Raw genomic sequence first — 20,184 nt, 5'->3', positions numbered from 1 at the left:
TCAGCCAGCGATATTTTGACTGACAGGCCGCATTCGCGAGCAAGCCCGCTCCCGCATTGGATCAGAGTTTGGCTTTGACCGCCGGCAACGCATCCTTGCCATCCACGGTCTTCACTCCATCAAGCCACTTGTCCAGCACCGCCGGGTTGGCTTTGATCCAGGCCTTGGCCGCATCGGCGTTGCTGACTTTCTTGTTCACCACCTCGGCCATGATGCTGTTCTCCATTTCCTGAGTGAAGCTCAGGTTGGTCAGCAGCTTGCCGACGTTCGGGCAGGCCTGTGCATAACCTTTGCGGGTCAGAGTGTGCACGGTGCCGGTGTCGCCGAAGTATTTCTCGCCACCCTTGAGGTAGTGCATCTTGAGCTGCACGTTCATCGGGTGTGGGGTCCAGCCGAGGAAGGTCACGAACTTCTGTTTCTTCACCGCGCGGGAGACTTCAGCCAGCATCGCCTGCTCGCTGGACTCCACCAGTTTCCACTGGCCCATGTCGAAATCATTCTTCTTGATGATTTCCTGCAGGGAAATGTTCGCCGGTGCGCCCGAGCCGATGCCGTAGATCTTGTGGTCGAACTTGTCGGCAAACTTGTTCAGGTCGGCAAAGTTATGCACACCCGCGTTCCATACATAATCCGGGACCGCGAGGGTGAATTCGGTGCCGTCCAGGTTCTTGGCCAGTTGCGTGACATCGCCCGTGGCCACGAACTTGTCGTAGAAGCCCTGTTGCGCCGGCATCCAGTTACCCAGGAACACATCCACCTGGCCATCCTTGAGCCCGCCAAAGGTGATCGGCACCGCGAGGGTGTCGACCTTGGCCTTGTAGCCCATGCCGTCCAGCAGAAAACCGGTGATGGCGTTGGTCGCGGCGATGTCGCTCCAGCCCGGATCGGCCATTTTCACCGTCTCGCATTGGTCGGCAAACGCCGACGCACTGCTGAGGGCCAAAAGCCCGACCGTCAGTACTGTGGATAACCTTTGCATGGACTTCCCCTCAACATTATTGGTTTTGGCAGGGTTGTGGATAACGTGCTCTACGCTCCAGATCATCAAGGTCGATATGGTTGCGCATGTATTGCTGACTGGCGTCCACCAGCGGCTGGTGATCCCAGCTCTTCAGCTTGCCGAGGGTCAGCGCCTCGGCAACGAAACGCCGGCGTCGCTGGCTGGCGAGCACCTGTTGGTGAATCGACGATATGTCCCATTTGGCCCGTGCTTCGGCGAGAAATTCGTCAAACAGCTGGCGATGTTGCGGGGACTGGCTGAGCTCCTCCAGCTCCTTCGGATCGTTTTGCACATCGAAGAGTAGGCAAGGGTCATCTTCGCTGTAGATAAATTTGTAAGGGCCACGGCGAATCATCATCAACGGGCTGATGGTGCCTTCGGCCATGTACTCGCCAAACACCTCGTCGTGCCCGCCCTGCCCTTGCAGGTGCGATACGAGAGAGCGCCCGTCCAGCGGCAGGCCCGGTTCCAGCGAGCCACCCGCCAGTTCAACGAAGGTCGGAAGCAGGTCGGCGGTGGATACCGAGGCGCTGACACGACCGGCGCCGAACTGCCCTGGGGCACTTATCAACAGGGGCACCCGCGCAGCCATTTCGTACCAGTGCATTTTGTACCAGAGGCCACGCTCGCCGAGCATGTCGCCGTGGTCGCCGGAGAAAACGATGATGGTGTCGTCGATCAGCCCGGTTTCCTCGAGGGTTTCCAGAAGTTTGCCGACGTTGCTGTCGATATAGCTGCACGCACCGAAATAGGCTCGACGGGCGTCGCGAATCTTATCCACAGGCAGCGGTTTGTCCCAAAGGTCGTAGACCTTGAGCAAACGCTGGGCGTGAGGATCGAGATCGTGTTGATCCGGGGTTTCCGGCAACGGGATTTCGGCGTCGTCGTACAGATTCCAGAACGCCTTGGGAATGGTGTAAGGATCGTGGGGGTGAGTCATGGAAACGGTCAGGCAGAACGGCTGATCGCCGTCTTCACGAACATGGTCGAACAGGTACTGCTGGGCTTTGAACACCACCTCTTCGTCGAAATCCAGCTGGTTGGTACGTACACAAGGACCGGCCTGTAGTACGGATGACATGTTGTGATACCAGGTCGGACGCACGTCCGGCTCGTCCCAGTTCACCGCCCAACCGTAGTCGGCGGGGTAAATGTCGCTGGTCAGGCGCTCTTCGTAACCGTGCAACTGGTCCGGGCCGCAGAAGTGCATCTTGCCCGACAGTGCAGTGCGATAGCCCAGGCGGCGCAGGTAATGGGCATAGGTCGGTACATCGGCGGGAAAATCCGCAGCGTTGTCGTAGGCGCCGATCTTGCTGGGCAACTGGCCGCTGACCAGGGTAAATCGCGACGGTGCGCACAGTGGGCTGTTGCAATACGCGGAGTCGAACACCACGCCTTGTGCGGCGAGGCGGCTCAAATTAGGCAGTTTGATGGGCGAAGGGCCGTAGAAAGGCAACATTGGCGCGGCCATTTGATCGGCCATGATGAAAAGAATGTTCTTGCGCTTCATGTGATCGCGGCATTCCATAGTGGATGTTTATGCGAGAGTGCTGGGTCGAGAATGAAATCCGCCAGCTTTGCGGTAAAGCCCATGCGCGACAATGACTAGGATAAGCACAGCTTATGTATGACGCCCTCGGTGACCTGTCTCTGGATTTGCTCCGTGCCTTTGAAGCGGCGGCGCGTCATCGCAGCTTTACGGCGGCTGCGGTCGAGATGGGGACCACGCAGCCGGCGATCAGCCAGCAGATCAAGCGTCTGGAAGAACAACTGGCCACCCGCCTGTTCGACCGCATTTATCGCGGTATCGAACTGACCGAAGTCGGGATGATCCTTTTCGAGCAGGTTCAGCTCGGTTTGCAGAATATCGACGCGGGATTGAGCGCGATCAGCGCGCAGCATCAACACGAGGTGCTGCAGGTGGCGACCGATTTCGCGTTCGCTGCGTACTGGCTGATGCCGCGCCTGCACCGGTTTCACGCGGCCAATCCACAGGTCGATGTCAGCCTGGTGACCAGCGAGCGCAGCCACAACATGCTGCGCACTGATATCGATGTGGCGGTGTTGTTCGGTGACGGGCGCTTCAAGCAGGGCGAGAGCCATTGGTTGTTCAGCGAGGAAGTCTTCCCGGTGTGCAGCCCGCAGCTGTTGAACGAACGTCCCCTGCCCTTGCCACCCAAGGCCTTGCTGGAATTTCCGCTGTTGCACCTGCGGGGTGAACACAGCAGCAACTGGTTCGACTGGAGCGGTGTGTTTCGCGAGTTGGGGATCACCTCGCCTCCCGCTCCGGGGCAGTTGCGGTTCGATAACTACACCCTGCTGATTCAGGCCGCGATTGGTGGTCAGGGCGTGGCAATCGGCTGGCGGCACCTTGTGGATAACTTGCTGGCGCAGGGGCTGTTGTGCCGGCCGATAGAGGAAACCGTGATTTCGCGGCTGGGGTACTACGTGGTATTGCCGCAGCGTAAGCGGCGTGGGGCGTTGATACAGCGGTTCGTGGATTGGCTGATGGCGGAGCAGGCTGACAGTGCGCAGTCGCTCAACGGTTTGACGCTTCCTTCGATTGCGGTTTGAAGATCAAAGATCGCAGCGTTCAGGAGGTCGCGACAAAATCCACATGCTCGCCAATATGCAGATTCAAACGCAGCTCATCGACAATGCCAGCGGCGGTACGGGCCAGACGCTCAAGTGGCTCGGCCAGGCCCGGTTCCAGGCTGCTGCTGATCTGGCTGAAATGCTCGATGGTCAATCCAGGTACGCCTCGCGGCGCATTCACCAGCGTCCACTGCAATGCGCTGCTTTGCAGAGCCTCACGGATTTCCTCGGCGGCATGACGTTGCAGGGGATCGAAGGTGTCCGGATCGTCCAGCACCTCGAAGTCCCCGACCAGAATCAACCGGCTGACGCCCGCAGCCTGCATCCCGTCGATCAACGCATCTGACGCCAGCACCTGCTCCACCGGCCCCGGCACGATGGTTTTCTCCACGTATTCGCTGTTGAGCGGCAACCCGGGCGAGTCCAGCAGACAGACGACTGCCGAGCTGCCGGCTACGCTCTGCTTGACCCGTTCGGCTTCGAACAGATCGCCGGTTTTGGTGCGCAGCCCGGGTCGCGGCGCGAGCGCATTGAGCTCATCGAGGATGGCGATCACTTCATGCTGGCGCCGCAGCAGTTCAGCCATCAGCGCGCTCCCAAGGCTACTCATGGCACCATAGAGCACCACTTTGACCACCGGCGTTTCGGCATTTTTCATGGCTGAGCTCCTTGTTTGTCGCCTATAGAGGTGTGACACGCGGGAAACAACGAGGGTTCGAAACGATTCAGAGGGCTTCAGATGCAAGCGATCAAGGGCTATCACGCCCATGTTTATTTCGATGCCGGCACCATCGATCAGGCGCGCGAGCTGTGCGAACAGGCGGCGCATTTGTTCCCGTTGAAGATGGGCCGCATGCACGAACGCCCGGTGGGGCCACATCCGGACTGGAGCTGCCAACTGGCCTTCGGACCGGAGCTGATTGGCGAGGTGCTGCCGTGGCTGGCGCTCAACCGCAAGGGATTGGTGGTGTTCCTGCACCCTGACACGGGGAACGATCTGCTGGACCACCGTGATCACGCGATCTGGATGGGCGCGATTCGCCCGCTGGACCTGTCTATTTTTTGATCAACCTATAGGGTTTCTTCCGGTTCCTGCGGCAGATGCTCGTCCAGGTGCAGCCACGGCAGGCGGCTGTCGGTCCAGATGTGGCGCTCGGCCGCTGCCTGTTCGGGATGGTCGAGGGTGGCGATGGTCACATCGATGCTATCGGGGCTCAGGTGGGTGGTCAGTGCCAGCTGCGCCCCACAATGGCCGCAGAAATATCGCACGCAGGTGGCTGAAGAGTCGTACTGCGAGGGTGTGCCGGTCAGCCATTGAAAGGCCGATGAAGGAATAGTGATCCAGGTGGTGACGATGCCGCCGCTGACCCGTCGGCAAATCGAGCAATGGCAGTGGGCGATATCCTGCAACGGCCCGCTGAACTGATAGCGCAGTTGCCCGCAATGGCAGCCGCCGGTGTGAAGCGCCTTCATCTCTTTTCCTCCTGAGCCCTAAATGCCAGTCAACAGCGATGAGGGCATTGTGGCGAGGGGGCTTGCCCCCGTTGGGTCGCGAATCGGCCCCAAAAGATGGGACTGCTGCGCAGCCCAACGGGGGCAAGCCCCCTCGCCACAAGTATGGGCTCAAAACCCCGTCCGACGATCGGTCGTACTTCCGGTCATGCCTTTCATTGGCGAAAGCTGGCTGAAAGCTTGCGCGATTAGGATCGCCTCACTGCCGGCAATAGACCGGTTGGCCAAATGCGAGTGTATCGATGCTCGCCAGGTCCATTTAACAACAACAATGGTGATCCTGATGTCCTTTACCCGCCGCTTCGCCACAACTCCACCCGTACGTCTCGTGCTTCCCGTTTTGCGCTGATCCGAACCGGTCCGCCCATTCCCTAGCTGCGCTACGCCTGGAGTATTCCCATGCTGACTTTCCTTGGCTTCGCCATGGTCATCACCTTCATGTTCCTGATCATGACCAAGCGCCTGTCCGCGCTGATCGCTCTGATCATCATCCCGATCGTCTTCGCCCTGTTCGGTGGTTTCGGCCCGAAAATCGGCCCGATGATGCTCGAAGGCATCACCAAACTCGCGCCGACCGGCGTGATGCTGATGTTCGCCATCCTGTACTTTGCCCTGATGATCGACTCCGGCCTGTTCGACCCGGCCGTGCGCAAGATCCTCAAGATGGTCAAGGGCGACCCGCTGAAAGTGTCGGTCGGTACTGCCGTACTGGCCCTGGTCGTGTCCCTGGACGGTGACGGCGCCACCACTTACATGATCTGCGTCGCCGCCATGTTGCCGCTCTACAGCCGCATCGGCATGAGCCCGCGGATCATGGCCGGCCTGATCATCCTCGCCGGCGGCGTGATGAACATGACCCCGTGGGGTGGTCCGACCGCTCGTGCCGCCAGTGCGCTGCACGTCGACCCTTCGGCGATCTTCGTGCCGATGATTCCGGCAATGGCTGCCGGCGTTGTGGCGATCCTGGCAATCGCCTATTTCTACGGCAAACGTGAACGCGCTCGTCTGGGTGAACTGCATCTGGTGGGCGATGAGATCGATCACAGCGAAATCACTGTTTCGCAATTTCCGGATGCTCGCCGCCCGAAACTGATCTGGTTCAACGGCGCCCTGACCCTGGGCCTGATGTGCACCCTGATCGCCGGCCTGTTGCCGCTGCCGGTGCTGTTCATGGTGGCCTTCAGTATCGCGATGATCGTCAACTACCCATGCCTGCAAGCCCAGAAGGACCGTGTCGCGGCTCACGCCGGCAGTGTGCTGGCAGTGGTCGGGCTGATCTTTGCCGCCGGTATCTTCACCGGTATCCTCACCGGCACCGGGATGGTCGACGCGATGTCGAAAAGCCTGCTGGCAGTGATTCCGGACTTCCTCGGCCCGTATCTGGCAGTGATCACGGCGCTGGTGAGCATGCCGTTCACCTTCTTCATGTCGAACGATGCATTTTATTATGGCGTGTTGCCGGTACTTGCCGAAGCCGCCAGCCACTACGGTATAACCGCGGTGGAAATGGCACGTGCCTCGATCGTCGGTCAACCCGTCCACTTGTTGAGCCCGCTGGTACCATCGACTTATCTGTTGGTGGCCCTGGCCGGTATCGACTTCGGTGACCACCAGCGCTTCACCCTCAAGTGGGCAGTGCTGGTGTGCATGTGCATACTGGTTGCAGCACTGCTGATGGGGATTTTTCCGCTGTTCAGCACTCTATAAGCCCAAGACTCGCCATTAAGGGTCCCGGCTTCGCTGTCTGAAGCCCGGACCCTTTGTGGTTTAACACACGCTCAAAGGAATACACATGGAATGGCTGACCAACCCTGAAATCTGGGTTGCCTTCTTTACCCTGACCGCCCTGGAAATCGTTCTGGGTATCGATAACATCATCATGATTTCGATCCTGGTCAGCCGCATGCCCAAGCACATGCAGGCGCGCACCCGGATCTTCGGTCTGGCGCTGGCCATGATCACGCGGATTCTGTTGCTGCTGTCCATCACCTGGGTCATGCGCCTGACCGCCGACCTGTTCGAAGTATTCGGCCAGGGCATTTCCGGGCGTGACCTGATCCTGTTCTTCGGTGGCCTGTTCCTGCTGTGGAAAAGCTCCCAGGAGATGTACCACGCGCTGGAAGGCGAGGATGAGTCCAACGACGAGCCGAGCGGCAAGGGCGGCAACTTCCTCTACACCATCGTGCAGATCGCGATCATCGACATCGTGTTCTCCCTTGACTCGGTGATCACTGCCGTCGGCATGGTTTCCCATGTACCGGTCATGGTCGCGGCGATCGTCGTGGCGGTGCTGGTGATGATGCTGGCTTCGGGCACCATCAGCGAGTTCATCGACAAGCACCCGTCGCTGAAGATGCTGGCGCTGGCATTCCTGCTGATCGTCGGTACGGTGCTGATTGCCGAATCCTTCGACGTTCACGTGCCAAAAGGCTACGTCTACTTCGCCATGGCGTTCTCGCTGGCGGTGGAAGCGATCAACATCAAGATGCGCACCGCGATCGCCCGCAAGAAACAGCAGCAGGATCCGGTGAAACTGCGCAAGGATATTCCGGGGCAGTAACCGGCCCTCCCTTGTAGGAGCCGAGCTTGCTCGCGATGGTCGTCAACGATGACGCTGGGCACCTGATGCCCCGCGGCGTTCTTGAGTCCATCGCGAGCAAGCTCGGCTCCTACAGGAAGAACAGAGCGAGGGGCCTTCGGGCCCCTTTTGCTTGTCTGCATGAAGCTGTTTTCATGACACTTTTGTTTCAATCACTTCTTTAGCTATGCGATGCTGGCGCCCAGACCGTTAGCCAACTACAGCTTAAGTACAACACGTAGAACCTCGCGGTACCGTCAACTTGCTCCTTTGGGGCGCTACCACCACAGGGGGCCTTTATGCTCACCCTGCTCAATTTGCTTTCAGCCGTGGCCTTGCTGATCTGGGGCACGCACATCGTCCGTACCGGCATCCTGCGGGTCTACGGTTCCAACCTGCGCCATGTCATTGGCCGCAACATGTCCAAACGCTGGCTGGCCTTTCTCTCGGGGATTGCAGTGACGGCGATGGTCCAGAGCAGCAACGCCACGGCCATGCTCGTCACCTCCTTCGTCGGTCAGGGCCTGATGGCGCTGACCCCTGCCCTGTCGACCATGCTCGGCGCCGACGTCGGTACGGCGCTGATGGCGCGGGTGCTGACCTTCGACCTGTCATGGCTGTCGCCGTTGCTGATTTTCATCGGAGTGATCTTCTTCCTGTCGCGCAAGCAGACCCGCTTGGGCCAGATGGGCCGTGTCGCTATCGGCTTGGGCCTGATCATTCTGGCGCTGCAACTGATCGTCGAGGCCGCGGCGCCCATCACCCATGCCAAGGGCGTGAAGGTGATCTTCGCTTCGCTGACCGGCGACATTCTGCTCGATGCCCTGATGGGCGCGCTGTTCGCGATGATTTCCTACTCCAGCCTGGCGGCGGTGCTGCTGACCGCGACCCTGGCCGGCGCCAAGGTGATCGGCCTGCCGGTGGCCCTCGGCCTGGTGATCGGCGCCAATATCGGCAGCGGTGTGCTGGCGTTCCTCAGCACCAGCATGCAGAACGCCGCCGGGCGTCAGGTGGCGCTCGGTAGCCTGTTGTACAAGCTGATTGGTCTGGTACTGATCATTCCGGTGCTCGACCCGTTGGTGCACTGGATCGACAGCCTCGACTTCAGCCCGCAGGAAATGGTCATCGGCTTCCACCTGCTCTACAACACGGCGCGTTGTTTGATTCTGCTGCCCACCGTCGGGCCGATGGCCAGGTTCTGTGCCTGGCTGCTGCCCGAGCGCCCGCAAGTCAATGGCACGGCCAAACCCAGGCATCTTGATCTGAGCGCACTGGATACACCGAGTCTGGCGCTGGCCAACGCCGCCCGGGAAACGCTGCGTATCGGCGACTTGATCGACAGCATGCTCGAATCGATGTCGGATGTCCTGCGTGGCAATCAGACTGCCGTCACCCAGGAAATGCGCCGCATGACCGATGATGTCGAGTCGCTTTACAGCGCGATCAAGTTGTATCTGGCGCAGATGCCCCGTGAAGACCTCAGTGATCAGGACAGCCGGCGCTGGGCCGAGATCATCGAACTGGCGATCAACCTGAAACTGGCCAGCGACCTGATCGAACGCATGCTGCGCAAGGTCCAGCAGCAGAAAACCTCTCAGCGCCGCTCGTTTTCCGAGGTGGGTCTGGAAGAGCTGGCGGGATTGAACAGTCAGTTGATCGCCAACCTGCGGCTGGGCCTGTCGGTGTTCTTGAGCGCAGACAAGGAAAGCGCCCGCCAGCTGCTGCGCGAGAAACGTCGCTTTCGCGCACAGGAACGCCGCCTGGCCCACGCGCATGTCAGCCGTTTGCAACGTAAGATCGTGCAGAGTATCGAGACCAGTTCCCTGCATCTTGAGTTGATCGCCGACATGAAGCGCCTCAATTCGCTGTTCTGCAGCAGTGCTTATGTGGTGCTGGAAACGTCGGAAACCGGAGCCCTGGCGGTCGATGATTTGACCGATACCACGCATTCGCCTTGAACGTCTGGCGGTGTGGTCAGTCAGTAACATCAGTTCAGGTTGAGGATCATCGCGAGCAGGCTCGCTCCCAAAGGAATCTGACTTTGTGGGAGCGAGCCTGCTCGCGATGGCGCCCTGAAAAGCGACTCGGATCTCCAATCAGCCGTATGGAAGCTCGTTATGCGTTGCCTGCTGTTCGCCTGTCTGTTGCTCGGTTCACTGCCCTCCCTTGCCCTGGATCGCTTCCAGGTCGAGGGTTATACCCTGCGCAATGGCGTGCAAATCCTGCTCAAGCCGGGCGCGGAGCGCGGGCATGTGGCGATTCGGCTGGTGGTGGGTGTCGGCATCGACGATTTCAAATGCGCCGACAAGGAGCTGCCACACCTGCTCGAACATCTGCTGTTCAGCGGCATCGACGCCAGCGGCGAAGGCGGCCTCGAGGAGCGCATGCAGGCCCTGGGCGGCGAGTGGAACGCCTTCACCAGCAACGCCGACACCACCTTCGTGATCGAAGCCCCGGCGAAAAACCAGCGCAAAGTCCTCGATCTGCTGCTGGATTTGCTGACCCAGACCCGATTCGACGACAACGCCGTCAATGCCGCCAAACAAGTGGTCGAGCGCGAAGACGGCGGCCATTACTCTCATCTGCAACGCTGGCTGGACCGCCAGGATCTGGGGCACAGCGCCAGCAAGCAACTGGCCGTCGAGCTGGGCCTCAAATGTTCCGAGCGCGCGGAGGTCGATCAACTGACCCGCGAGCAACTGGAGAAGGTGCGCAAGGACTGGTACGCGCCCAACAACATGACGCTGATCGTGGTCGGCGACCTCGATCGCCTGCTGCCGGCCTATCTGGAGCGGACCTACGGTGCGCTCAAACCGATCGAGCCGACCGCCCACCCGGAACTGCCGCAAATCAAATCCAGCGCCGCCCATGAGCGCAGCCTGATCCGCGGCTTTGTCGGCGACGGAGCCAAGCTGCACTGGCTGGTGCCGGAGCCGGTGCTGGAAGATCAGCACGACCAGACCTTCGATCTGCTCAAGGACTATCTGGACTGGGCGCTCTATCGCCAGTTGCGTCTGGCGTACGGCCTGTCCTACGGGCCCTGGGCCGAGCGCGAGGTGTTCGGCGGCGTGGGCTTCATGAGCCTGAACGCGGACCTTGAACGGGACGATGTGGACAAGGCGCAGCAGGTGCTGGAGGAGCTGAAGGCGCAACTGCTCAACGGCCTGAACGCCGAGACCTTCAACCGCCTCAAGCAGGCCGCCATCGCCCGCCAGTCCTGGGCGGTGCAAGGCAACAGCGCGCTGGCCGATTACTACTGGAGCGCCATCGGCGACTACGAAGACGGGCGATTCGCCAATCCGGCGAAGGAGTTGCAGTCGGTGACGCTGGCGGAAGCCAACAAGGCCATGCGTGAATTGCTGATGCAGCCGGGGTATATCCGGATCGAGAAGCCGCTGCTCGGCGATGATCAGGTGTTGTGGGTAATTGCCGGTGGGCTGGGCCTGCTCGTCCTGACAATTCTGGGTTGGCATTTATATCGAAGATCGACACGGACCCTGTAGCAGCTGCCGAGGCTCGCCACGCCGCCCTGCCAGCGGTACCCTGTCGGGGATTTTTCCTACGACTGATGTGAACCGCCGAATGCAGAACCTGACCCTTTTCGTACAGCGCATCCTCGAACTGATGAAGCGCTACCCCGGGGTCATCGCGCTTGGCGGTTTTGTCTCCGGGGTCGGCAGCTTCATTCTGGTGGATCGCCAACAGGGGCTGGCGAGCTGGATCACCACCATCATGCTTATCAGCTGGGTCTGGCTGATGCTGGAAAACAGCCTGACCAAGCTGTTCGCCCGGATCTTCAAGCGCGAGATTCCCCAGCCGCTGCTGCGCTACGCGACGCAGATGATCCATCAGGAAAGCCTGTTTTTCGTCCTGCCGTTCTTTTTCATCACCACCACCTGGAACAGCGGCCAGCTGTTTTTCACTGGCCTGCTGGGCATCGCTGCGCTGATTTCCATCATCGATCCCCTGTACTACAAATGGCTGGCGCCACGGCGCTGGGCGTTCCTGGCGCTGCATACCCTGACCCTGTTCGCCGCCCTCCTCACCGCGTTGCCGGTGATCATGCACCTGACCACCTCGCAGAGCTTCAAGTGGGCGCTGGGCATCGCCGTGTTGTTGTCCTTCCCAAGCCTGGCGTCGATCTTCCCGATCCGCACCGTGCGCAATGCCCTGGCGATCCTCAGCATCACCGTCGGCATCGGCGGCGTGGGCTGGGTGCTGCGTTCCTGGGTGCCGCCGGCCACCCTGTGGATGACCGACGTGGCCATCAGCACTCAGGTCCAGGATCGCACGCCGGGCAAGAGCCTGGACGAAGTCAGCGTCGCGCAGATCCGCGGCGATGGCCTGTATGCCTACACCGCGATCAATGCCCCGCGCGGTCTCAACGAGCGGATCTATCACGTCTGGCAGTTCAACGGCAAAGAGGTGGATCGCATCGCCCTGGATATCCACGGCGGGCGCAAGGAAGGCTACCGTGCCTGGACCCACAAGCAGAACTTCCCCGGCAACCCGGCGGGCAAGTGGCAGGTCCGGGTGTTGACTGAAGACGGTCAGGTCATCGGCGTGCTGCGTTTTGATATCACGGACAGCACACCGACCAAAGAAAAGTAACCGGGTTCGTGCTATTACGTAGATTCGCGTAATCATTTGAAAGCACGGAGCTTATGAGCAGTAACGCAGTGGCCGGCAATGCCCGACTGGACACCTCGCTCTCCCCACCTCAGATCCGGGTGACGGGGGACTGGACGCTCGCCCATTACGCCGACCTCAAGCACCTGAGCGAGAAGCTCGAAGGCCAATACGACGCCAACACCCGCATCGACCTCAACGGCCTCGGCGCCTTGGATACTGCCGGGGCTTCATTGTTGGTGGAGCTGTTGGGTTCCGAGCGTTTGGGGCGCTCCGCCGAACATCCCGATTGCACCATCTCTGCCGCCGACCGTGCCTTGTTGCAGACGGTCTACCGTTCGCTGACCGACTTCTGCGTGCCGATCAAGGAACCGGAAATCAACGTCGGCATTCAATTGCTGACCCGCATCGGTCGCGCCGTGGACACGGTCTGGCAGGACACCCTGCAACTGCTGGGCTTCGTCGGTCTGATCCTGGAAACCATCCTGCGCGGACTGTTTCGCCCCAAATGCTGGCGGGTCACGGCGATGGTCGCGCACATCGAACAGACCGGCCTGGACGCCGCGCCCATCGTCGCCCTGCTGACCTTTCTGGTGGGCGCCGTGGTGGCGTTTCTCGGGGCGACGGTGCTGGCCAATTTCGGCGCCACGGTGTTTACCGTGGATCTGGTGGCGTTCTCCTTCCTGCGTGAATTCGCCGTACTGCTGACCGCGATCCTGATGGCCGGGCGCACCGCCAGTGCCTTTACCGCGCAGATAGGCTCGATGAAAGCCAACGAAGAAATCGACGCCATCCGCACCCTGGGCCTGGACCCGATGGAGTTGCTGGTGGTGCCACGGGTCCTGGCCCTGCTGATCGCGTTGCCGATGCTGACGTTCCTGGCGATGGTCGCGGGGATCGTCGGCGGCGGCGTGGTCTGCGCGGTGTCGCTGGATATCTCGCCGGCGATGTTCCTGTCGCTGCTGCAACAGGACATCGGCGTTCAGCACTTCCTGGTGGGGATGGTCAAAGCGCCGGTGTTCGCCTTCCTGATCGCCGCCATCGGCTGTCTGGAAGGCTTCAAGGTCAGCGGCAGCGCCGAGTCCGTCGGCGCGCACACCACCTCCAGCGTGGTGCAGTCGATTTTCGTGGTGATCGTGCTCGACGCCGTGGCCGCGATGTTTTTCATGGAGATCAGCTGGTGAGTCGTCTACACAGAGCCCCCGCCGAGGCGGTGATCGAAGTCCGTGGGCTATGCAATCGCTTCGGCCGCCAGAGCGTGCACGAGAACCTCGACCTGGACCTGTACAAGGGCGAGATCCTTGCGGTTGTCGGTGGTTCCGGCAGCGGCAAGTCGGTGCTGTTGCGCAGCATCGTCGGCCTGCGTCAGCCCAGCGAGGGTGAGGTGAGGGTCTTCGGCAAGAACCTGCCGAGCCTGTCCGAACACGAGCGCTCGCTGGTGGAACGGCGCTTCGGCGTGCTGTTCCAGAAAGGCGCCCTGTTCTCTTCGTTGACCGTGACCGAGAACGTCGCCCTGCCCCTCATCGAGCACGCCGGTCTGAGCCGTGATGATGCCGAGCACCTGGCGGCCGTGAAAATGGCCCTGGCCGGACTGCCGCTGTCGGCGGCGGACAAGTACCCCGCCTCGCTGTCTGGCGGCATGATCAAGCGCGCGGCGCTGGCGCGGGCCCTGGCGCTGGATCCGGACATCCTGTTTCTCGACGAACCCACCGCCGGCCTCGACCCGATCGGTGCCGCCGCTTTCGATCAATTGATCCTGACCCTGCGCGATTCACTGGGTCTGAGCGTTTTCCTGGTGACCCACGACCTCGACACCCTCTACACCATCACCGATCGGGTGGCGGTGCTGGCGCAGAAAAAGGTGCTGGTGGCCGATGCCATCGATGTCGTCTCGGAAACCGACGACGCGTGGATTCACGAATACTTCCATGGCCCTCGCGGCCGCGCGGCACTGACAGCCGCCCAACAGCTCAACGAGGTCTGACGTGGAAACCCGAGCCCATCATGTATTGATCGGCCTGTTCACCGTGATTGTGGTGGCGGGCGCCCTGCTCTTCGGCCTGTTCCTGGCCAAATCCAGCGTCGACACCGAGTTCAAGGACTACGAAGTGGTGTTCAACGAAGCGGTCAGTGGTCTGTCCCGCGGCAGCTCCGTGGCGTACAGCGGTATCAAAGTCGGCGATGTGATCCAGCTGCGCCTGGACCCGAAAGACCCGCGTCGGGTGCTGGCGCGGATTCGCCTGGCCGGCGACACGCCGGTCAAGGAAGACACCCAGGCCAAGCTGGCGCTGACCGGGGTGACCGGCACCTCGATCATCCAGCTCAGCGGCGGTACGCCACAGAGCCCGACGCTCAAGGGCAAGGACGGCAACCTGCCGACCATCATCGCCGCGCCCTCGCCCATCGCCCGCCTGCTTACCGACAGCAATGACCTGATTGCCGGCGTGAACGTGCTGATGCACAACGCCAACATGATGTTCTCCACCGAAAACATCGAACGCATCAGCAAGACCCTCGATCACTTGGAAAAAACCACCGGAGTCATTGCCGAACAACGGGGCGATATCCGGGCGGCCATGCAGCAGTTGGCGTCGGTGGGCAAACAGGCCAGCACCATGATGGAACAGACCTCGGCGCTGATGCGCAACGCCAACGGCCTGCTCAACGATCAGGGCAAGGAAATGTTCGGCAGCGCCCGTCAGGCGATGAAGTCGCTGGAACAGAGCAGTGCGACGATCAACCAGCTGCTCACCACCAATCAGGACTCGCTCAACAGCGGGATGCAGGGCCTCAATGGCCTGGCCCCGGCGATACGGGAGCTGCGCGAAACCCTGACCTCGCTGCGGGCGATCTCCAATCGTCTGGAAGCCGACCCCAGCGGTTACCTGCTGGGCAGTGACAAGCACAAGGAATTCACCCCATGAAGCTGACCCGCCTTGCCCTACTCGCCAGCTTCACGTTGATGGGCGCCTGCTCGATCCTGCCCGAGCCCGAGCCGTTCAATCTGTATCGGTTGCCGGCGGCGCAAAGCAGCGCCAGTCATGGAACGGTGCAGCGTTGGTCGCTGCGTCTGAACAAACCCCAGGCCAGCGAGGCGTTGAACAGCCCGAATATTGCGGTCATTCCCCAGGGCGATGTGATCAGCAGCTACAAGGGTTCGCGCTGGAGCGACCCGGCGCCGGTGCTGCTGCGCAATCGTCTGCTGGATGGGTTCCAGCGCGATGGCCGGGTGACGCTGCTCAGTACCGACGACAGTAATTTCCAGGCGGACCTGGAGCTGGGCGGTAGCCTGCAGGCGTTTCAGACCGAGTATCAGGGCACGGCCGCCAGTGTCGTCGTGCGGTTCGATGCACTGCTGGTGCGTGGCTATGACCAGCGACTGCTCGCCAGCCACCGCTTTGAAGTGCGCCAGCCGTTGAGCGATGTGAAGGTGCCGGCGGTGGTTGCGGGGTTTGGGCAGGCCAGTGATCAGTTGACGGCGCAGGTAGTGGCGTGGGCGGTGGAGCAAGGCCAGAAAGTCGCGCCGCCACCAAGACCCTGAACACGATGATCCCCCCTGTGGGAGCGGGCTTGCTCGCGAAGACGGAGTGTCAGTCGACATCAATGTTGCCTGACCCACCGCATTCGCGAGCAAGCCCGCTCCCACAAGGATTGTTGGTTAGCCGAAGAACCAGTAGCAAACGCCAATAGCGCCAAGCACACCCGCCAACTCGGCCAGCAACGCACACCCCACCGCATGCCTTGCCCGTTGGATACCCACCGCGCCGAAATAAACCGCCAGCACATAAAAGGTAGTTTCGGTACTGCCCTGAATCGTCGCCGCCACCAGCGCCGGGAAGCTGTCCACGCCTGAAGTCTTCATGGTCTCGATCAGCATCGCCCGGGCGGCGCTGCCGGAGAACGGCTTGACCATCGCGGTCGGCAGCGCGTCGACGAAACGCGTATCCCAGCCGGCCCATTCCACCAGATGACGAATCCCGTCGAGGCCGAAATCCAGGGCACCGGACGCCCGGAGCACGCCCACGGCGCAGAGCATCGCCACCAGATACGGCAGCAGATTCTTCGCCACGTCGAAGCCTTCTTTGGCGCCTTCGACGAAGGCCTCGTAGACCTTCACCTTGCGCATCGCGCCGATAATCAGAAACAGCATGATCAGCCCGAACAGCGTCAGATTGCCGAGGATCGACGACAATCCGGCCAGCGCGGTCGCCGACATGGTGCCCAGCAGCGCCATGAAGCCGCCAAGCAGCAGGGCGCCGGGAATTAGATAGGCCAGCACCACCGGGTCCCAGACCCGCAGGCGTTGCATGAAGGCCACGGCGAGAAAACCGACGATGGTCGAGCAGCTGGTGGCCAGCAGGATCGGCAGGAACACCAGGGTCGGGTCGGGCGCACCTTGCTGGGCGCGGTACATGAAGATCGTCACCGGCAGCAGGGTCAGCGAGGAGGCGTTGAGCACCAGGAACAGGATCTGCGCGTTGCTGGCGATGGTGTCGCTGGGGTTCAGCTCTTGCAGCGCCTTCATCGCCTTCAAGCCGATTGGCGTGGCGGCGTTGTCCAGGCCCAGGCCGTTGGCGGCGAAGTTGAGGGTGATCAGGCCGATGGCGGGGTGGCCGGGTGGAACCTCCGGCATCAGGCGCAGGAACAGCGGACCCAGGACCTTGGCCAGCCATTCGACGATCCCGGCTTTCTCGGCGATGCGCAGAAAGCCCAGCCAGAGGGTGAGGGTGCCGAACAGCAGCACCATCACTTCGACCGACAGCTTGGCCATGGCGAAGATGCTTTCCACCATCGCCGCGAAGATCCCGGCGTTACCGCCCACCAGCCATTGCACCAGCGCCGACACGGCGGCCACGATGAAGAAGCCAAGCCACAGGCCATTGAGCATCAGTCAAATCCCCCAAAAGATGCGCGAATGATAGCGGGGTGGCCAGAAACGACAAACCCCGGATTTGTCCGGGGTTTGTGGGGGCAGCTCTGAGGGCTGGCCTGGATCTATTGTGGGAGCGGGCTTGCTCGCGAAAGCGGTGTGTCAGTCAGCGCAGATGTTGAATGTGCCGACCTCTTCGCGAGCAAGCCCGCTCCCACAGGGTGCTGTGTCAGTTTTTGGACACTTCACCCGCCGGCAGCTTTTCCTTGCTGCGCCAGTGCGGCAGGGAGTTCCAGTAGCGCTGGCCCTTGGCCTCGTCGTACATGCCTTCCCAGCGCGCGATAACCAGTACCGCCAGGGCGTTGCCGATCACGTTCAGTGCGGTACGCGCCATGTCCATGATGCGGTCGACACCGGCGATGAACGCCAGGCCTTCCAGCGGGATGCCCACGCTGCCCAGGGTGGCGAGCAGGACCACGAAGGACACGCCCGGAACGCCGGCGATGCCTTTGGAGGTAACCATCAGAGTCAGCACCAGCAGCAGTTGCTGGCTGATCGACAGGTCGATGCCGTACAACTGGGCGATGAAGATGGCCGCGATGCTCTGGTACAGGGTCGAACCGTCGAGGTTGAAGGAATAACCGGTCGGTACCACGAAGCTGCAGATGGCTTTCGGCGCACCGTAGGCTTCCATCTTCTCGATCACGCGCGGCAGTACGGTTTCGGAGGAAGCGGTGGAGTAGGCCAGCACCAGCTCATCCTTGAAGATGCGCATCAGCTTGATCACCGAGAAGCCGAACAGGCGAGCGATCAGGCCCAGCACCATGAAGGCGAAGAAAGCGATGGCGAAGTAAACCAGGATCACCAGTTTCGCCAGCGGCAGCAGGGAAGCGAAGCCGAAGTTGGCCACGGTCACCGCGATCAAGGCGAAAACGCCGATAGGGGCGTAGTTCATGATCATGTGGGTGACCTTGAACATGGCTTCCGATACGCCCTGGAACATCGTTACCAGCGGCTCGCGCAACTCGGGCTTGAGGCTCGACAGACCGAGGCCGAACAGCACCGAGAAGAAAATGATCGGCAGCATTTCGCCGCGGGCAATGGCCGCGAAAATGTTGGATGGGATCAGATTGAGGATGGTTTCGATGAAGGCGTGTTCGTGCTGAACCTCAGCCGCCGTCGCCTTGTACTTGGAGATGTCCACAGTACCCAGGGTGCTCATGTCGATGCCCGAGCCCGGGTGGAACACATTGGCGAGCACCAGCCCGACGACGATGGCGATGGTAGTGACGATCTCGAAGTAGATGATCGTCTTCAGGCCGATGCTGCCGAGTTTTTTCGCGTCACCGACGCCGGCAATGCCGACGATCAGCGAGGAGATCACGATCGGGATCACGATCATCTTGATCAGACGGATAAAGATATCGCCTGCCGGTTGCAGAACGTTGCTGATCCACCAGGCTTTCTCGGCACTGAAATGGTTGAGCAGCGCACCGATTGCAATCCCCAACACCAGACCGATGAGGATCTGCCAGGCGAGGCTAAGCTTTGCCTTCTTCATATCTTTACCCTTACTTCAGTTTGACTCGGACAGTGGCTCGAGCAGCTTCGCTTTTGGCGAAAAAGTCGAGTGCAACCGCCCCCGTATAAGGAGCCCCGGAGCGCTTGTTCTGGCTCTCTGGCAGGCGAAAAAAGGCGCAACTATTCCGATGCAAGGAAGCGACGTCTAATGCCGTAAATGACTACCCTATGCCGAATCGGCATGAGGTCTTTTAGCTGAAAGCGACGTCGCAATCGGTTCGAATACGACATTTCGGCAGACATAGGTGCCGTGAACCGGCCATTACAGCGCTAATTGAGTATTTTCTGATCAGGCGCGTGAGGCGTAAATTTCGGGAAAATCCTACAGCGGGCGCGACAAAATTCCCCCGCGGTTACGCAGTCTTTTCTCGATATACGGTCGCAATGGAGAAGCTGGAAAGGAGATTTCCAGTAGATGAAGGAAGGGTGATGTCGGGGTTCGGCAACAAACCGATAGATAGCTCTAATCCAGCGCTTTGCGTTTATAAGCTCTCCGCAAGTTCGTCGATTCATGAGTGATCAACGAACTTGCGTCGCAGCTTTTCCTGACCTGGTCCTTTCGCAGGTACTCCCTGTACCCGTAGGTCACTCCGCCCCTGAAACAGGCAGAACGTCCCGACCCCCTGGTCATGCGCCTGCCTTCCTCGGGTGGGCGCACTGGGAAAGAAGCGTGGTGCCTCTTTCTTAGTCATGTATCCGGATTCCGTCCGGACGGCGGATAGATCAACTCGACTCGAACAAGTTCATTCGTCAGCCGCGACGGCGACCAAAGAAGAAGGAAGCAATGAACATCACCAGGAACACGACAAAGAGAATCTTGGCGATACCCGTGGCGGTGCCCGCGATACCACCGAAGCCCAGTACGGCAGCGACGATGGCAATGATCAAGAATGTAATTGCCCAGCTCAACATGGTGATTCTCCTTACGCTTTTCTTTATTTAGAGGTGCTGCGTTTCTTTACTTAGAGGCCTGGCGTATGGAATGCGCCAGGTGTGTGAACCTAGAAAACCCAGCGTTCCTGACGAGGCGATTCATCCATCGTCTGGTGTTGGTCGACATCCATCATTCGCATCGAATGAGTGTCTTCCATGCCGCTTCTTGCGGCGCTGAAGTGGGTTTGGGTCGGGTGCTGAAACGACACGCTTGGCCCTTCCTGCTGCTGGCTCTGTTCCCAGCGCAAAAATTGCTGACCTGCAATCAAGGTGATCAGCAGCGCCAATACGGCAAACAGACCTTGCTGTAGGTACAAGGGCGACAGCCGCAATTGGGTGGCACGTTGGCGATTCATCCTGAAGCTCCTCCCACTTTGGGTATTAGGTTGAGGGCGCTTTGTTATTGCCCTGCGATATTTGAGTTATTGCAGCCTGCGTGCCAGTTTTTTTCTAATAAAAAATCTATATAAATCAATAAGTTATATT

The 20,184-nt window shown here is 60.5% G+C and carries 19 protein-coding genes; 11 read left to right on the top strand and 8 right to left on the bottom strand.

The features are described from left to right. Positions 1 to 61: 61 nt before the first annotated feature. Together choX and betC are read right to left on the bottom strand one after the other, a co-directional pair. Positions 62 to 979 (bottom strand): choline ABC transporter substrate-binding protein, encoded by a 918-nt coding sequence (gene choX / locus ACW9JE_RS10355; protein ID WP_457432678.1) that lies wholly within the window; start codon positions 977 to 979, stop codon positions 62 to 64. A 16-nt stretch (positions 980 to 995) separates the two neighbouring features. Further along, positions 996 to 2,510 (bottom strand): choline-sulfatase, encoded by a 1,515-nt coding sequence (betC, locus tag ACW9JE_RS10350; RefSeq protein ID WP_224541469.1) that lies wholly within the window; start codon positions 2,508 to 2,510, stop codon positions 996 to 998. A gap of 113 nt (positions 2,511 to 2,623) precedes the next feature. Between betC and ACW9JE_RS10345 the strand changes: the two genes are divergently transcribed. Further along, positions 2,624 to 3,574, top strand: a complete 951-nt coding sequence (locus tag ACW9JE_RS10345; protein ID WP_224541466.1) for a choline sulfate utilization transcriptional regulator — start codon at positions 2,624 to 2,626, stop codon at positions 3,572 to 3,574. Positions 3,575 to 3,593: 19 nt separating this feature from the next. On the opposite strand, the gene ACW9JE_RS10340 is transcribed toward ACW9JE_RS10345, so the two are convergent. Then, positions 3,594 to 4,253, bottom strand: a complete 660-nt coding sequence (locus ACW9JE_RS10340) for an NAD(P)-dependent oxidoreductase (RefSeq protein ID WP_457432677.1) — start codon at positions 4,251 to 4,253, stop codon at positions 3,594 to 3,596. Between the two features lie 81 nt (positions 4,254 to 4,334). Between ACW9JE_RS10340 and ACW9JE_RS10335 the strand changes: the two genes are divergently transcribed. Continuing rightward, the gene (locus ACW9JE_RS10335) at positions 4,335 to 4,661 is read left to right on the top strand and encodes a DOPA 4,5-dioxygenase family protein (RefSeq protein WP_224541462.1); all 327 of its coding nucleotides are present in this window, start codon (positions 4,335 to 4,337) and stop codon (positions 4,659 to 4,661) included. A gap of 5 nt (positions 4,662 to 4,666) precedes the next feature. Here ACW9JE_RS10335 and ACW9JE_RS10330 read toward each other — a convergent pair whose 3' ends face one another. Next, the gene (locus tag ACW9JE_RS10330) at positions 4,667 to 5,068 is read right to left on the bottom strand and encodes a GFA family protein (protein WP_224541460.1); all 402 of its coding nucleotides are present in this window, start codon (positions 5,066 to 5,068) and stop codon (positions 4,667 to 4,669) included. 438 nt (positions 5,069 to 5,506) lie between these two features. Here ACW9JE_RS10330 and ACW9JE_RS10325 point away from each other — a divergent pair, with 438 nt between their 5' ends. The 9 genes from ACW9JE_RS10325 to ACW9JE_RS10285 all read left to right on the top strand — a co-directional run bounded on the left by ACW9JE_RS10325 (position 5,507) and on the right by ACW9JE_RS10285 (position 15,855). Further along, positions 5,507 to 6,814 (top strand): CitMHS family transporter, encoded by a 1,308-nt coding sequence (locus tag ACW9JE_RS10325; RefSeq protein WP_224541458.1) that lies wholly within the window; start codon positions 5,507 to 5,509, stop codon positions 6,812 to 6,814. Positions 6,815 to 6,899: 85 nt separating this feature from the next. Then, complete coding sequence (locus ACW9JE_RS10320) at positions 6,900 to 7,667, top strand: TerC family protein (RefSeq protein ID WP_457432676.1); 768 nt, start codon at positions 6,900 to 6,902, stop codon at positions 7,665 to 7,667. Positions 7,668 to 7,984: 317 nt separating this feature from the next. After that, on the top strand, positions 7,985 to 9,643 hold the full coding sequence (locus ACW9JE_RS10315) for a Na/Pi cotransporter family protein (RefSeq protein WP_457432675.1): 1,659 nt from the start codon (positions 7,985 to 7,987) through the stop codon (positions 9,641 to 9,643). A 159-nt stretch (positions 9,644 to 9,802) separates the two neighbouring features. Then, positions 9,803 to 11,188, top strand: coding sequence for a M16 family metallopeptidase (locus ACW9JE_RS10310; protein WP_457432674.1), 1,386 nt, complete (start codon positions 9,803 to 9,805; stop codon positions 11,186 to 11,188). Between the two features lie 79 nt (positions 11,189 to 11,267). Beyond that, entirely contained in the window at positions 11,268 to 12,296 is a 1,029-nt protein-coding gene (locus ACW9JE_RS10305; protein ID WP_224541884.1) for a DUF5924 family protein, read from the top strand. 53 nt (positions 12,297 to 12,349) lie between these two features. Continuing rightward, a complete protein-coding gene (locus ACW9JE_RS10300) occupies positions 12,350 to 13,498 on the top strand; it encodes an ABC transporter permease (RefSeq protein ID WP_224541886.1) in 1,149 nt (382 codons plus the stop codon). After that, positions 13,495 to 14,298, top strand: a complete 804-nt coding sequence (locus ACW9JE_RS10295; RefSeq protein WP_224541888.1) for an ABC transporter ATP-binding protein — start codon at positions 13,495 to 13,497, stop codon at positions 14,296 to 14,298. The genes ACW9JE_RS10300 and ACW9JE_RS10295 overlap by 4 nt, the downstream gene beginning before the upstream one ends. A gap of 1 nt (position 14,299) precedes the next feature. Beyond that, positions 14,300 to 15,238 carry an MlaD family protein gene (locus ACW9JE_RS10290; protein ID WP_224541890.1) on the top strand — a complete coding sequence of 313 codons (939 nt, stop codon included), beginning with the start codon at positions 14,300 to 14,302 and terminating at the stop codon, positions 15,236 to 15,238. Next, positions 15,235 to 15,855 (top strand): ABC-type transport auxiliary lipoprotein family protein, encoded by a 621-nt coding sequence (locus ACW9JE_RS10285; protein ID WP_457432673.1) that lies wholly within the window; start codon positions 15,235 to 15,237, stop codon positions 15,853 to 15,855. Before ACW9JE_RS10290 ends, ACW9JE_RS10285 begins: the two co-directional genes overlap by 4 nt. 117 nt (positions 15,856 to 15,972) lie before the next feature. Here the strand turns inward: ACW9JE_RS10285 and ACW9JE_RS10280 are convergent, their stop codons facing one another. From ACW9JE_RS10280 to ACW9JE_RS10265, 4 genes are all read right to left on the bottom strand, one after another. Further along, positions 15,973 to 17,202 (bottom strand): nucleoside recognition domain-containing protein, encoded by a 1,230-nt coding sequence (locus ACW9JE_RS10280; RefSeq protein ID WP_224538940.1) that lies wholly within the window; start codon positions 17,200 to 17,202, stop codon positions 15,973 to 15,975. 211 nt (positions 17,203 to 17,413) lie between these two features. Then, the gene (gltP, locus tag ACW9JE_RS10275; RefSeq protein WP_457432672.1) at positions 17,414 to 18,745 is read right to left on the bottom strand and encodes a glutamate/aspartate:proton symporter GltP; all 1,332 of its coding nucleotides are present in this window, start codon (positions 18,743 to 18,745) and stop codon (positions 17,414 to 17,416) included. Between the two features lie 770 nt (positions 18,746 to 19,515). Then, positions 19,516 to 19,677 carry a DUF1328 domain-containing protein gene (locus tag ACW9JE_RS10270; protein ID WP_175375735.1) on the bottom strand — a complete coding sequence of 54 codons (162 nt, stop codon included), beginning with the start codon at positions 19,675 to 19,677 and terminating at the stop codon, positions 19,516 to 19,518. 89 nt (positions 19,678 to 19,766) lie between these two features. Next, positions 19,767 to 20,054, bottom strand: coding sequence for a hypothetical protein (locus tag ACW9JE_RS10265; RefSeq protein ID WP_457432671.1), 288 nt, complete (start codon positions 20,052 to 20,054; stop codon positions 19,767 to 19,769). Positions 20,055 to 20,184 lie beyond the last annotated feature (130 nt).

It is taken from the genome of Pseudomonas sp. SDO55104_S430 (assembly GCF_054070595.1).
The sequence above is the reverse complement of the archived record's forward strand: the minus strand, read 5'-3'. Positions and strand labels throughout refer to the sequence as shown.